The sequence below is a fragment of the Antrihabitans spumae genome (assembly GCF_043944905.1).
Classification (GTDB): Bacteria; Actinomycetota; Actinomycetes; order Mycobacteriales; family Mycobacteriaceae; genus Antrihabitans; species Antrihabitans spumae.
In genome coordinates, this window is record NZ_JBIMSN010000106.1 from 1 (window position 1) to 13,198 (window position 13,198).

Genomic DNA, 13,198 nt, shown 5'->3' on the forward strand with positions numbered 1-13,198 from the left:
CTGCGCCGGGTGCTGTCGCCTGCCCACTCACCTACCCATTTTCGAGCCAGTCCTTTCGGAGGGCCGCACCACCGAAAGGACTCACGAGGCCGTAGGCCCTCACGCTTTCGCGGCCGCTTCCTTCTGCAGTTCTATTGCTATGTCGATCAATTGGTCCTCTTGGCCGCCGACCAGTTTTCGGGCACCTGCTCGCACGAGCATCTCGGCGGACGATACTCCGTAGCGTTCCGCTTGCCGCTCAGCATGTTTGAGGAAACTCGAGTACACGCCGGCGTAGCCCATCATCAGTGCCTGCCGATCCAGCAGGCACTCCTGCGGCATGACCGGACGGACGACGTCTTCGGCGGCGTCGGCAATCTTGAAGAAGTCGATGCCGGTCTGCACGCCCAACTTGTCGCACACTCCGACGAAAGCCTCGACCGGCGTATTGCCCGCACCGGCGCCGAATCGTCTTGTACTGCCATCGATCTGCGAGGCACCCGCGCGAATCGCATACACCGAGTTGGCGACAGCGAGGTCGAGGTTCTCGTGACCGTGGAACCCGACCTGAGCATCACCGTGCAATTCGTCGACGATGGCGGCGACTCGATCCGACACCTGCTCCAGAACCAAGGCTCCCGCCGAATCGACGACGTACACACACTGACAACCGGCGTCCGCCATGATCCGCGCCTGCTTGGCCAGGAACTCCGGCGGTGCCGTGTGCGACATCATCAAGAAGCCGACGGTCTCCAGGCCGCGTTCGCGGGCGAGACCGAAATGCTGGATCGACACGTCGGCTTCGGTGCAATGCGTCGCGATTCTGCAGATCGATGCACCGTTGTCCTGAGCGATCACGATGTCCTCTTTGACACCGACACCCGGCAGCATCAGGAAGGCGACTTTGGCATTCTTGGCAGTCTTTGCCGCGATCGAAATCAATTCCTGTTCAGGTGTTTTCGAGAATCCGTAGTTGAAGGACGAGCCACCGAGGCCATCCCCGTGGGTCACTTCGATGACCGGAACGCCGGCACCGTCGAGCGCAGCGACGATGTTCTCGACGTCCTCCGCGGTGAATTGGTGACGCTTGTGATGGGACCCGTCACGCAACGAGGTGTCGGTGACTCGGATGTCGATCGTGTCGGAGAAGGGGCGAGGCGTATTCGTCTTGTTCGTCATAAGTCTGTTCCTCACACACGCACGTCGAGTATTTGCTTCGCGGCTTCGGCGCCGACCTTGGCAGCGGCCGCGGTCATGATGTCGAGATTGCCCGCGTAGGGCGGCAGATAGTCCCCCGCGCCTTCCACTTCGACGAAGATGGACACTTTCGCAAGACCGCCGGACACTACCGACGGCGGATCGAACTGCGGTTCGTTGAGCAACCGATAGCCGGGTACGTATTCCTGCACGGCTGCCACCATTCGGTGGACCGATTCGGTGATCGCGGCTGTGTCGGCGTCCTCCGGGATGGCACAGAAGATGGTGTCGCGCATGATCATCGGCGGATCGGCCGGGTTGAGCACGATGATCGCCTTGCCCCGCTTCGCGCCACCGATCGTTTCGACGCCACGGCTTGTCGTCTTGGTGAACTCGTCGATGTTCGCGCGCGTCCCCGGACCCGCGGAGACCGAGGCCACCGACGCGACGATCTCCGCATAGGAGACCTCGACGACACGCGAGACCGCAGCAACCATGGGGATGGTCGCCTGTCCCCCACACGTGATCATGTTGACGTTCGGCGCGTCGAGATGCGCACCGAGGTTCACCGACGGCACGACGGCAGGTCCGACCGCAGCTGGCGTCAGGTCGATCGCACGGATACCTGCTTCGGCATACCTCGGTGCGGCCGCCCTGTGCACGTATGCCGACGTGGCCTCGAAGATCAGGTCTGGCAACTCGGGCTGCGCAAGCAGCCAATCGACGCCTCCCGCAGAGGTTTCCAGGCCGAGACCGCGTGCGCGGGCAAGTCCGTCGCTATTGGGATCGATACCGATCATCCACCGGGCTTCGAGAACGTCGGAGCGTTGCAACTTGTACAACAGGTCGGTGCTGATGTTGCCGGAACCGACGATGGCCACTGTCGCTTTAGTCATTTGATCCCCTATACGAATTGCAGCGAGACGGACCCGAGCCCGCTGAAGTCTGCGTGGAAACTGTCACCTGGCCGAACGTCGATCGCGCGTGTGCACGAGCCGGGCAGGACGATATCGCCTGCCTTCAGCCGCACACCGAAACTCGCGACCTTGCGGGCAAGCCACGCGACGGCAATCACGGGATCGCCGAGGACCGCGTCGCTGCGACCTTCCGCGATGAGTTCACCGTTGCGATGCAGGGTCGCGTCGATCCCACGCAGGTCGATGTCGCCGGGCTTCACTCGCTCCTTGCCGAGGACGAAACCCGCGGAGGACGCGTTGTCGGAGATGGTGTCCTCGAGTTTGATCTTCCAGTCCGTGATGCGACTGTCGATCAACTCGATTGAAGGTGCGACCGCCTCGGTTGCCGCAAGGACGTCGGCTTCGGTGCAGTCCTCGCCGGGCAGATCGGCACCGAGTACGAACCCGACCTCGACCTCGACGCGCGGAAAGCAGTATCGCGCAGCAGGTATGGGTTCGTCCTCGCTGACCGCCATGTCCGCGAGGAGGTGCCCGTAATCGGGTTCGTCGACGCCCATCATCTGCTGCATCGCCTTCGACGACAGCCCGACCTTGTGCCCGACGACCCTGGCTCCGGCGGCGAGCCTGTTCCGGATGTTGAGTAGCTGAATTTCGTAGGCGTCGACGACGTCGATGTCGGCGAACGCTGCGGTGAGCGGACCGATCGGCGTCCGGTCGCGCTCGGCAGTGGCGAGCCTGCCCGCGATGTCGGCGCGTTCCTCTGTGGTGAGCATCGGTTCCCTTCCCTGTCCTACCTGGCTACCCGCGCACGCTGCGCGGCATGCAAACCCGCGCGCCTGCCGGAGAAGATGCAGTCCGCGATCGACAACCCGCTGACGTAGGAGTTCGAGCAGATCCCGACGGCAGTCCGGCCCGCCGCATACAAGCCCGGAATATCCTGTCCACCCGCTGTCTTGACTGCTCCCGTTGCTTCGTCGACGACGACGCCACCGAGCGTCAACATCGGGCACGGATTCGTCACGCTCGGTTTGATGGAAATATCGAACAACGAGAAGGGCGGCGTCCGTACGGCTTTGGTGAATTCGGCGGGCTTACCGACCGGATCGGGTTCGCCTGCATCGATGGCGAGGTTGTGTTCGGTCACGGTTGCAAGCAGACCCGCGGGGTCGATGCCCGCACGTCGAGCCACTTCTTCGACAGTGGCACCCTTCTTGGCTTCGAGCCGGAAGAGACCCTCGGCCTGCAGCCGTTGAAACCAGGTCGACTGGTCGCCGAGTTGGGACCGCGCCTCGCGGACTAAGTCGGCGTCGGCGAGCAACCAGCCCCGACCCTCGTGTTCGGCGATGAGCGCGTGACCGACGGCGGCGCCGTAACGCGATTCGTCGATCACCCGCGAGCCGGCCTTGTCGACGACCAAGGCCCGCAGGAACGCTGACGGCGGCACGATGAAACGCCATGCGGAGACGTTGCCGAGCCGATCTGTGGCGGCGCCGACGCTCTGCGCGAGCGCTATACCGCTGCCGTCGTCACCAGTAGTTCCGAGAACCAGACCGCCACGATATTGCGGCGCGTGTTCTTTCACGAGCTCGCGGTTGGCGATGAATCCGCCTGCACTCACGATCACGCCGGACCGAGCTTCGATCCGAATCGGTTTGGCGTGCGCGCGCTCGAGCCGCAGGATCCGGGCTTCCAAAGCTCTGCGCAGCGGTGGGTAGTAAATCCCGGGTTTCGCCGAGAGCCGCGCCAATCTGGCGAACAGGTTCTGTACTTTTGCCGGTGCATCGCGCATCGTCGTGGCTTCCACGCCGATCACTCGACCATCGACGTCGGTGACCAATTTGGTCGCGCGGGTGTGCGGCCGAAAATCGACACCGGCTCGTTTTGCCGCGGCGGCGAGCGGACCCGAGATCTTCTTGCCCGAGGTCCCCTTCGCCTTCGCGCGGTGTCCCCGCGGCGCGGGCTTTGCGATGCCACGGAAGGCGCCTGCCGCTTCGCTTCCCGAGTAGTAGAGGTAGTGCTTGTTGCTCGGATAAGACGTCTTGTACGGGCACAGCGACCCTTCGAACGGGACGCCGTGTGAACTGAGCCAATCGATCATCGCCGGGCTGCCGTCTACGAATCGACGCAGCGTCTCCGGGGACACTGCGTCGCCGACCTCGTGGGTCAGGTAGGCCAACATCGCCTCCGGTGTGTCCTCCACTCCGGCTGCCCGCTGTATCGACGTTCCGCCGCCCGCGTACACGACGCCACCGGAGAGTTCGGTCGCACCGCCGCCGTTGAAACGGTCGATCGCAACGACCTTCGCTCCCCCGGCCACGGCCTCCAGCGCCGCCGACGTACCGGCCGCGCCGTAGCCGATAACGACCACATCGGCCGAAAGATCCCAGGTCATCGATTGCACCTCTCGCAAAACTGCAACGTGTTTCGGTTTGGCTCGCAAAATTCCGCGATACTTCCTGGCAGAAAGATTGGACCCGCAGGCCTATCATTCTATAACGTGTTCTACATGAGCAAGCTCGAATACGACATCGTCGTTGTCGGCAGTGGCGCCGGCGGTATGACCTCCGCCCTCACCGCGGCGCACCGCGGACTGAGTGTCGTCGTCATCGAAAAGGCAACCCACTACGGCGGCTCGACGGCCCGCTCCGGTGGTGGTGTGTGGATCCCGACCAACGAGGCACTTGCCGCCGACGGCGTCGACGACGACCTCGAAGCTGCGCGGACCTACCTCCACCACATCGTCGGCACAGACGTGCCTGCCGAGAAGATCGACACCTACATCGATCGCGGTCCCGAGGTGATTTCGTTCGTGCTGCGGCACACCCCGCTGCGTTTCAGTTGGGTTCCCGGCTACTCCGACTACTACCCCGAGGCACCCGGTGGCCGCCTCGGTGGCCGCACGATGGAGCCCAAGCCTTTCAACGCCAAGAAGCTCGGTGCCGAACTTGCCAACCTGGAGCCCGATTACGGCAAAGCTCCGCTGAACGTCGTTGTCACACAGGCCGATTACAAGTGGCTCAACCTCCGCAAGCGGCACTACAGGGGCAAGCTGCGCATCATGCGGGTCGGCGCACGGCTCACGCTCGCACGGCTCACCGGCAAGCATCTGCTCGGTCGTGGCCAGGCCTTCGTCGCCGCAATGCGAAAAGGGTTGCTGGACGCGAACGTTCCGATCATGCTCGACACCCCGATGACCGATCTCCGCACCGAGAACGGCATCGTCACCGGTGTCGAAGTGCTGATCAACGGCCAACCGCAGCTCATCACAGCTCGCTACGGCGTCATCCTCGCTTCCGGCGGGTTCGAACAGAACGAGGAGATGCGCAAGAAGTATCAGCGCGAGCCCATTGGCATCGAGTGGACTGTCGGTGCGAAGGCGAACACCGGCGACGGCATCCAGGCCGGCCAGAAACTCGGTGCTGCAACAGATCTGATGGAAGACGCGTGGTGGGGTCCGTCGATCCCGCTCACCGGCGGACCATGGTTCTGCCTTGCCGAACGCAACCTGCCCGGCGCGATCATGGTCAACGACCGCGGCCAAAGGTTCCTCAACGAAGCCGCGCCCTACGTCGAAGCAGTGCACCGGATGTACGGAGGCGAAAACGGCATCGGCGAGGGGCCAGGCGAAAACGTCCCGACGTGGATGATCCTCGATCAGCGCTATCGCGACCGCTACATGTTCGCGGGACTGCAACCGGAGCAACGTTTTCCGAAACGTTGGGTAGAGGCCGGAATCGTCACCTCGGCGCCGACCATCGCCGAGCTTGCCGCCAAGGTCGGTCTGCCTGCAGACGCTCTGACCGCAACGGTCGAGCGGTTCAACGGCTTTGCGCACAAAGGTCACGACGACGACTTCGGTCGCGGAGTCAGCGGCTACGACCACTACTACGGCGACCCACGCAACAAGCCGAACCCCAGCCTCGGCGCATTGGAAAAGGCACCGTACTACGCGATCAAGATGGTGCCCGGCGATCTTGGCACCAAGGGCGGGTTGCGCACCGACACCGCTGCACGAGTGCTGCGCGAGGACGGCAGCGTCATCGACGGTCTGTACGCGGTCGGCAACACCAGTGCACCGGTGATGGGTCACACCTACGCGGGCCCCGGCGCAACCATCGGTCCAGCAATGACATTCGGCTATCTCGCCGTACTCGACATTGCCGAGCGGGCGAAGTCGAAGACCCAGTCCGCCGACCGCATCACGAACTGAGGACGACAAGTGCCCATCGATCCGAGTACCGCAATCGGTGCCGAACTACCCGCGGCGTCGTTCGGCTGGGACCCGTCCGACGTGCAGCTCTACCATCTCGCACTCGGCGCGGGCGCCGACCCGCTTGGGGAAACCGAACTGCGTTACCTGGAAGATGTTGCGCCTCAGGTGCTTCCCACGTTCGCGACGGTCGCAGCCACCTTCCACGCGACAGAAGCACCTCGGGTGTCGTTTCCCGGCGTCGAAATAGATCTCGCAAAGATCGTGCACGGCAGCCAGGAGGTAACCGTCACCCGGCCGCTGCCTGCATCCGGAAAAGCGATGACGACGACTCGCATTGCCGAGGTGTGGGACAAGGGCAAGGCTGCGGTGATCGTTCAGGAATCGACAACGGTCGACGTGGACGGCAACGAGCTGTGGCAGTCCCGCTCGTCCATCTTCGCCCGCGGCGAGGGCGGATTCGGCGGTGAGCGTGGACCTTCCGAGTCGCGAGCGTTGCCTGACCGCGCACCCGATCTCGACGTGAGAAGTACGACGCTGCCCCAGCAGGCGCTGCTGTACCGGATGTGCGGCGACCGAAATCCGCTGCATTCCGATCCCGCCTTCGCTGCTGCCGCAGGATTCCCGCGACCGATTCTGCACGGCCTCTGCACGTACGGAATCGTCTGTAAGAGTGTTGTCGACGCGGCGCTCGGCGGAGACGCTGCGCGAGTCAAGGGTTTTCGCGCGCGTTTCGCCGGAGTTGTGTTTCCCGGCGAAACGCTGCGGATCCGCATCTGGCAAGCGGACGGACACCTGATCGTCGACGCATCCGTCGTCGATCGCGACAACTCACCTGCGTTGTCCGACGTGGTCCTTACTCTGGCTTGAACTCGCCACCGCGAAGGGCGCAATCGCCAACGCGAAGAGCAATAGGACGACAACCGGGGCGAGCACCGGCAGCCACGCCACCTCAAGTGGAACAGCAACGACCGCAAGGCCGACGCACGCGAAACCGACTGCGCCGAACAGGGTCTGCCAGGTCGTCGGCAGCGACTGCTCGGTGGTCGTCGCCTCAGCGTGAATCATGAGCAGATACAGCGTCGCGGCCAGGCCAGCTGCCGAGGCAAGCACTGCAGACGGCTCTCCCAATGCAAGAACCGCGACGCAGGCAAGTACCGCGAGTGCGGCCGCGGATCGAATCCACGCACTCAGAACAACGAGCATGGCCGCTGGGGCAGCGACCGCCATCGCAATCGTTGGCGCGCTCGGCAGCGTCGCTGCGACCATGACCAAGCCCGCTGCGGCGGCGAACAGCCGGTAGGCGACATTCGGCGGGATCTTTTGCGAGGTCGCCCAAGAGGTCATCGTCGAACCCTTTGTTTGCCCGCATGATCGGGGACCAATTGCAGAACAAGGTCGAGGGTGATTCCTTCTCGCCACGCGACGATATCCACGCCGACCGTCCCCATGTCGCGATACATCGCAGCGCGCTCGAGCCGCCACATCCGGGCCAATCCGGGAGTGAGTTCGTCTTCGAAAGGCGGGCCACGCAATACGTCCACCGCGACCACCGGATGCCCCCGCTTCCGGAGGTCGATCAGAGACAACGCAAATTCGGTGTCGAGCAACGTCGAGAACGCCACGACGAGCGCACCCGGCGGCAGCGCGGCCCGATGCGCCAAAGTACCTGTAGTGCTTGCAAACTCGTCGCCGACAGCGAGCACCGTGTCCAGGATCCGATAGAACTGACGTCGACCCATGTCCGGTGCAAGCCAGCGCGGCGCCCGGCCGAGCCCGATGATTCCTGTGCGATCACCTCGTTGCAGCGCGCTCTGCACCACCTGCGTTGCACCGCGCACCGAACGCTCGGTCGCCTCTGTGGCCGGTCCCGGCGCCTGGTCGTAGGTATCGATCACGACGACGACGTCGGCCGCCCGATCGGTGAGCCGTTCGGTCACGTGCAACCGGCCGCGCCGCGCGCTCACCGGCCAATTGATCACTCGCAGTTGATCTCCCGGGACGTAGGGCCGAATGTCGGCATATTCCACACCTGGGCCGTGATGGCGTGTCAGATGTGTCCCGAGACGGTCTGGCAGATCGATGCGAGGGATCGGGGTCCGCTGTGTGGCCGCGAGCGGGTAGACGTGGACCTCCCCGACCTGCGCGTCCGCGGTGCCGACCAACAGCCCCGCCGCGGCTGTGGCTTCGACGCGAACCATCGGCAGATACCGGCCCCAGCGCTGCGCCGAGACCCGCAGGGTATCGCCGTCGGCTTCGACGTCGAGACCACGTACCGCGGTCGGTGCAACGCGGACAACCGAATTCGACGAATCCGTCGTGTCGAACCGAACCTCGATCTCGGCGTCTTCGGTTTCGAAGCACCTGACAAGGCCGGGACTGGCCGTGACCCGTACGGTCGCCTCGCGCTGCTGCCACAGCACCGAGGCAAGCACACCGATCAGCGGCGCGGCGAAGGCAAGCAGCTGCCAACTCGAACCGATCACCGCAACAGCGAGTGCGGCAGCGGCGCACGTGACCACCGACAGCGTCAATGCCGATGGACTCCAACGCATTGCAACCTCGACGCTCGCGCGATCATGCGCCGCCGGGATCGAGGTGGTCATCCCGACGTCCGAGGGACCGGCAATCGTTTGAGTAGTTCCTCGACGATGTCCTCACCGTGAATTCTGCGGACCCACATCTCCGGCCGAAGACTGATTCGATGGGCGATCGCGGGGACAGCAAGTGCCTTGACGTCTTCGGGTATGACGTAGTCGCGGCCCAACAGCAACGCCCGTGCCCGCGAAAGCTGGACCAGGTCCAACTCGGCGCGCGGACTCGCGCCGACCTCGACCTGCGGATGACTGCGCGTCGCACCCGCAAGCGCGACGACGTAGCGCAGCACGTCTCGGTGGACGGACACCTGCTCGACCGATTCGCGCATGGCGAGTAGGTCGGTCGCGTCGATCACCTGCTGCACCGTGGCTACGACGGACCCGCGGTCGAGTCGGCGTCGCAGCATCGTGTGCTCGTCTTCCTCGCCGAGGTAGCCGAGCCGCAGCCGCATGGCGAAGCGATCCAGCTGCGCTTCCGGTAGCGGGTAGGTGCCCTCGTACTCGATCGGGTTGTCGGTCGCGAGAACGATGAACGGTGACGGCAACTTTCGCGTTTCACCGTCGATACTCACCTGCCCCTCACCCATCGCCTCCAACAGCGCCGCTTGGGTTTTCGGCGGTGTTCGGTTTATCTCGTCAGCCATCAGCAGATTCGTGAAGATCGGACCGGGCCTGAATTCGAATCTGCCCGAGTGCATTTCGTAGATCGTCGAGCCGAGCAGATCCGCGGGCAGCAGATCGGGTGTGAACTGGACGCGGTTGAAATCGAGCCCGAGAGTCGCCGCAAAAGACCTCGCTATCAACGTCTTTCCCAGGCCGGGCAGGTCTTCGATCAGTACGTGCCCGCCCGCAAGTACCGCCATCATGATCATGGTCATGGCGTCGCGTTTGCCGACCACGACACGTTCGAGTTCGACGAGCACCGCCTCGGCGCGCGCAGTCGTGATGTCCGATGGCGCAGTCATGGTGACCTCACCTTCACAACTTCTCCAATCGCTCGAGGATCTCGTCCAAAGCGGTGCGCCCAGGCCCAGGGTCGTCGCGGTCGGCGAACGACACATTGAGTGGGTCGACCCATTGCCACAGCGTCGGGCCGAACAGCATGCGCCCCGACGCAACAAGTGCTGCACGATCTTTCGTCTGCCTATGCCCGGTCGAGGAGGAGAATTCCCGAGCAAGCAGTGGCCGCAGATGCCGGTCCCAGTCGCCTCTCGATCCCTCCGACCAGCTCAACTTGATCTCGGTCCGAGATCGCCACCGCCGCAAGGCCTCGACCGCAAGCGAGTCCGATTCCACCTGTCCGGCATCGTCTTCGGTGCTCGCCAGCCAGAGCACGAAGCCCAGCAGCACGAGCGCTACCGCAATACCCGTGACAAGCAGCAGCATCGAGCGGCGGTCCGCAGCGAGCACCAACAGCTCGACCGCCACCACCACCGCGATGCCACCGCCGAGAATCTTTGTCACAGTGGGCTCCGCAGGTCGTCGGACACCAAGCGCAGCAGCCCGATCGCTGACTCGCGGTCTGCTTCCGTCATCCGATGCTGACTGAATCTGGCCTCGGTGAACAGGCCGACCAACTCTGCTGCCGCACCCGAATGCAGCACACCGTGCCCGACAGCGCGGGCCAGCACCTCGGTCGGAGTGTCCGACGCCAGCGGCGCGGCCTCGGGAGCTGCGGACAGTGCTCGCTCCATCGCCGTGTAGCAGGCGATGATCGCGGTACGCGGGTCGCGATCCGGATCCGACATTGCCGCCAAACCCAATTCAGCAGCGCGAGCGAGTGATTCGGAAACCGAGTCTTCGCCATCCTCGGTGTCGTCGCCGGTCGGTTCGGCACCGAGATCGGGCACGGGTTTTCGAGCTGCGATCACAACGCCGGCTGTTGCGATGACCAGCAACAGCAAGCCGGTGACGAGGATCGTCGGCCAGAGCGTCGGCTCGTCGGAGACAAGGGGCTCGACAACGTCGGCCGTCGGTCCGCCGTCACCCGCATCAGCAGCATCCTGCTCGGACGTCGCATCGCTCGTATCTTCGGGTTCAGCGCCGAGCGACGCCCCGCCGAGCAGACCGAAGACGGCGACGAAGAGCACCCCGATGACAAGGACCGCGGCGACGGTGCGCCGATCCAGTGCGACCGAACTGGTGTCGATCGGCAGCTGCACCCGCGTCTTACGTTGGTTCCACGACGCGACGACAGCCATCAGCAAGATCAGCACCGACGCTCCGAGCAGGAAGTGAACGGCGAGAAAGGAGGCCGTCCCGCCTGCGGCTTCTTGTTTCAGGGGCGCGTCGGCCGCGGGCAGATAGCCGCGCAACGACACTGCCGCAATGACTACGAGCGCCAACAGTGCGGCGGTGCGTCCAGCTGGTCGACCGATACCGCCCATCCGTGATCCTCAATCCCGGACGACGACGACCGGGTCGTTTGTCACGATGGTACGTCTGGCACCTCGATCAGGGGTACCAGCTGTTCGATGATCGCAGCGATCAACTCGGCCTCGGTCCGATCGATGTCGACAGTGATCGCTGCCTCGTCCGACTGTGGTGGTTCGAGGGTCTGCAGCTGCGACGTCAGCAACGATGCAGGCATGAAATGCCCGGTCCGGCTCTCCATCCGTCCGCGGAGCAGTTCCTCCGAGCCTTCCAGATAAACGAAGACGACCCCGTCGCGCCGAAGTACGTCTCGATACGTTCGTTTGAGTGCAGAACACGTGACGATGCCGGACGTTCCCGAATCGATGTGGGCGCCGATCCAGTCCGCGATCAGCTGGAGCCACGGCCAGCGGTCGTTGTCGTCGAGCGGTTGACCGCCCGCCATCTTGGCGATGTTCGCCTTCGGATGAAGGTCGTCGCCCTCTTGCAGTTGCCAGCCGAAATGCTCCGCGAGAGCAGTTGCAACAGTCGACTTTCCGGTCCCGGACACCCCCATCACCACGAGGACCGTCATACGACGACACTCAACGCGAGGACTCCGACAAGCCCGGACACCGAGATGACGCACTCCATAGCGGTCCAGGTCTTGAGGTTCTGGACGACGGTGACCCCGAGATACTCCTTCACCAGCCAGAACCCGGCGTCGTTGACGTGGGAAAGGAACAGCGATCCGGACCCGATCGCAAGCACCATAAGCGACACGTGGGTGCTGGACAGATCGAGCGCAACGGGCGCGAGAATTCCGGACGCTGTCACCGTCGCAACTGTTGCCGAACCTGTTGCGACGCGGATCAGTACGGCAACGAACCAGGCCAGCAACAACACCGGCAGCGAGCTGCCCTTGATCGCATCGGCGATCGCATCCGCGATGCCGGTGTCGATCAGCACCTGCTTGAAGCCGCCGCCCGCACCGACAATCAGCAGAATTCCCGCGATCGGCGGCAACGAGTTTTCGAGCGTCTTCGAGATGTCGTTGCGGTCCATGCCGCCACCGCGCCCGAGCAGGACGATGCCTGCAAGCAACGCGAGTCCGAGCGCGATGACGGGTGTGCCGAGGAAGTCGAGCACTGCCTTGGCCGGGGACGTCGACTCCTCCGCAACCACATCGGCAAGTGCCTTACCGAGCATCAGGACGACGGGAAGCAGGATCGCGGTCAGTGCAATCGAGAACGATGGCCGCTGCTTCTCGGCTTCGGCTTCTTCTTCGTCCTCCGAGGTCAGAAACAGCGCAGGCACCGGCACGTCCACCCAGCGCGCGGCGAGCTTGCCGAACAACGGGCCGGCGATCACGATCGTCGGAATCGCAACGAGCACACCGAATCCCAGGGTGAGCCCGAGGTTGGCATCCAAAGCTGCCACTGCGACAAGCGGTCCGGGGTGCGGCGGCACCAGGCCGTGCATCGCGGACAGGCCGGCAAGGGTCGGGATCGCGATCGTGATCAGCGAAAGCCCTGATCGTCTCGCGACAAGAATGATGACGGGCATCAACAGAACGAGCCCGATTTCGAAGAACATCGGCAACCCGATGACCGCGCCGACGAGACCCATGGTCCACGGCAGGTACTTGGCACTGGATCGGCCGACGAGGGTGTCGACGATACGGTCGGCGCCGCCGGAATCGGCAAGCAGTTTGCCGAACATGGCACCGAAGCCGATCAGAATTCCGACGCTGCCCATGGTGGAGCCGAATCCGTTGGTGAAGCCTTTCACCGAATCCGTTGCACCGAGCCCAGCGCCGATGCCGACACCGATGGCGCCGACCGTCAGAGATACGAATGGATGGAGTTTCAGCCACGTGATCGCGACCACGATGACGGCTACGCCGACGATGGCAGCAATGATGAGCTGTGCGTTGCCCATTCAGG

At 64.0% G+C, this 13,198-nt stretch carries 13 protein-coding genes; 2 read left to right on the plus strand and 11 right to left on the minus strand.

Translation table 11 applies throughout. The features are described 5' to 3' along the window. Positions 1–99 precede the first annotated feature (99 nt). From dmpG to ACHIRB_RS22090, 4 genes are read right to left on the minus strand one after another with little or no spacing between them, the layout of a single operon-like run. Positions 100–1,158, minus strand: coding sequence for a 4-hydroxy-2-oxovalerate aldolase (dmpG, locus tag ACHIRB_RS22075; RefSeq protein WP_395123519.1), 1,059 nt, complete (start codon positions 1,156–1,158; stop codon positions 100–102). 11 nt (positions 1,159–1,169) lie between these two features. Next, on the minus strand, positions 1,170–2,072 hold the full coding sequence (locus ACHIRB_RS22080) for an acetaldehyde dehydrogenase (acetylating) (RefSeq protein ID WP_395115048.1): 903 nt from the start codon (positions 2,070–2,072) through the stop codon (positions 1,170–1,172). 8 nt (positions 2,073–2,080) lie between these two features. Further along, positions 2,081–2,866 (minus strand): 2-keto-4-pentenoate hydratase, encoded by a 786-nt coding sequence (locus ACHIRB_RS22085; RefSeq protein WP_395115049.1) that lies wholly within the window; start codon positions 2,864–2,866, stop codon positions 2,081–2,083. Between the two features lie 17 nt (positions 2,867–2,883). Further along, on the minus strand, positions 2,884–4,503 hold the full coding sequence (locus tag ACHIRB_RS22090) for an FAD-binding protein (protein ID WP_395123518.1): 1,620 nt from the start codon (positions 4,501–4,503) through the stop codon (positions 2,884–2,886). Positions 4,504–4,599: 96 nt separating this feature from the next. On the opposite strand from ACHIRB_RS22090, the gene kstD reads away from it, so the two are divergent. Further along, the gene (kstD, locus tag ACHIRB_RS22095) at positions 4,600–6,303 is read left to right on the plus strand and encodes a 3-oxosteroid 1-dehydrogenase (protein WP_395123517.1); all 1,704 of its coding nucleotides are present in this window, start codon (positions 4,600–4,602) and stop codon (positions 6,301–6,303) included. Between the two features lie 9 nt (positions 6,304–6,312). Further along, positions 6,313–7,173 carry a MaoC/PaaZ C-terminal domain-containing protein gene (locus ACHIRB_RS22100; RefSeq protein ID WP_395115053.1) on the plus strand — a complete coding sequence of 287 codons (861 nt, stop codon included), beginning with the start codon at positions 6,313–6,315 and terminating at the stop codon, positions 7,171–7,173. Here the strand turns inward: ACHIRB_RS22100 and ACHIRB_RS22105 are convergent. From ACHIRB_RS22105 to ACHIRB_RS22135, 7 genes are read right to left on the minus strand one after another with little or no spacing between them, the layout of a single operon-like run. Beyond that, positions 7,135–7,650 (minus strand): hypothetical protein, encoded by a 516-nt coding sequence (locus ACHIRB_RS22105; RefSeq protein ID WP_395123516.1) that lies wholly within the window; start codon positions 7,648–7,650, stop codon positions 7,135–7,137. The genes ACHIRB_RS22100 and ACHIRB_RS22105 overlap by 39 nt on opposite strands. After that, positions 7,647–8,909: a DUF58 domain-containing protein gene (locus ACHIRB_RS22110; RefSeq protein WP_395123515.1), complete on the minus strand. Its 1,263-nt coding sequence runs from the start codon at positions 8,907–8,909 to the stop codon at positions 7,647–7,649. Before ACHIRB_RS22110 ends, ACHIRB_RS22105 begins: the two co-directional genes overlap by 4 nt. Next, the gene (locus ACHIRB_RS22115) at positions 8,906–9,865 is read right to left on the minus strand and encodes an AAA family ATPase (RefSeq protein ID WP_395115055.1); all 960 of its coding nucleotides are present in this window, start codon (positions 9,863–9,865) and stop codon (positions 8,906–8,908) included. The genes ACHIRB_RS22110 and ACHIRB_RS22115 overlap by 4 nt, the downstream gene beginning before the upstream one ends. 13 nt (positions 9,866–9,878) lie before the next feature. Further along, entirely contained in the window at positions 9,879–10,364 is a 486-nt protein-coding gene (locus tag ACHIRB_RS22120; RefSeq protein ID WP_395115056.1) for a hypothetical protein, read from the minus strand. Continuing rightward, entirely contained in the window at positions 10,361–11,287 is a 927-nt protein-coding gene (locus tag ACHIRB_RS22125; protein ID WP_395115057.1) for a DUF4129 domain-containing protein, read from the minus strand. The genes ACHIRB_RS22120 and ACHIRB_RS22125 overlap by 4 nt, the downstream gene beginning before the upstream one ends. A gap of 41 nt (positions 11,288–11,328) precedes the next feature. After that, on the minus strand, positions 11,329–11,847 hold the full coding sequence (locus ACHIRB_RS22130; protein ID WP_395123514.1) for a gluconokinase: 519 nt from the start codon (positions 11,845–11,847) through the stop codon (positions 11,329–11,331). Then, positions 11,844–13,193, minus strand: a complete 1,350-nt coding sequence (locus tag ACHIRB_RS22135; protein ID WP_395115058.1) for a GntP family permease — start codon at positions 13,191–13,193, stop codon at positions 11,844–11,846. Before ACHIRB_RS22135 ends, ACHIRB_RS22130 begins: the two co-directional genes overlap by 4 nt. Between the last annotated feature and the right edge of the window lie 5 nt (positions 13,194–13,198).

Bases quoted from the DNA above. Each gene is read 5' to 3' on its own strand.
- dmpG (WP_395123519.1), bottom strand. From the start codon at position 1,158: ATGACGAACAAGACGAATACGCCTCGCCCCTTCTCCGACACGATCGAC.
- ACHIRB_RS22080 (WP_395115048.1), bottom strand. From the start codon at position 2,072: ATGACTAAAGCGACAGTGGCCATCGTCGGTTCCGGCAACATCAGCACC.
- ACHIRB_RS22085 (WP_395115049.1), bottom strand. From the start codon at position 2,866: ATGCTCACCACAGAGGAACGCGCCGACATCGCGGGCAGGCTCGCCACT.
- kstD (WP_395123517.1), top strand. From the start codon at position 4,600: ATGAGCAAGCTCGAATACGACATCGTCGTTGTCGGCAGTGGCGCCGGC.
- ACHIRB_RS22105 (WP_395123516.1), bottom strand. From the start codon at position 7,650: ATGACCTCTTGGGCGACCTCGCAAAAGATCCCGCCGAATGTCGCCTAC.
- ACHIRB_RS22110 (WP_395123515.1), bottom strand. From the start codon at position 8,909: ATGACCACCTCGATCCCGGCGGCGCATGATCGCGCGAGCGTCGAGGTT.
- ACHIRB_RS22115 (WP_395115055.1), bottom strand. From the start codon at position 9,865: ATGACTGCGCCATCGGACATCACGACTGCGCGCGCCGAGGCGGTGCTC.
- ACHIRB_RS22125 (WP_395115057.1), bottom strand. From the start codon at position 11,287: ATGGGCGGTATCGGTCGACCAGCTGGACGCACCGCCGCACTGTTGGCG.
- ACHIRB_RS22130 (WP_395123514.1), bottom strand. From the start codon at position 11,847: ATGACGGTCCTCGTGGTGATGGGGGTGTCCGGGACCGGAAAGTCGACT.
- ACHIRB_RS22135 (WP_395115058.1), bottom strand. From the start codon at position 13,193: ATGGGCAACGCACAGCTCATCATTGCTGCCATCGTCGGCGTAGCCGTC.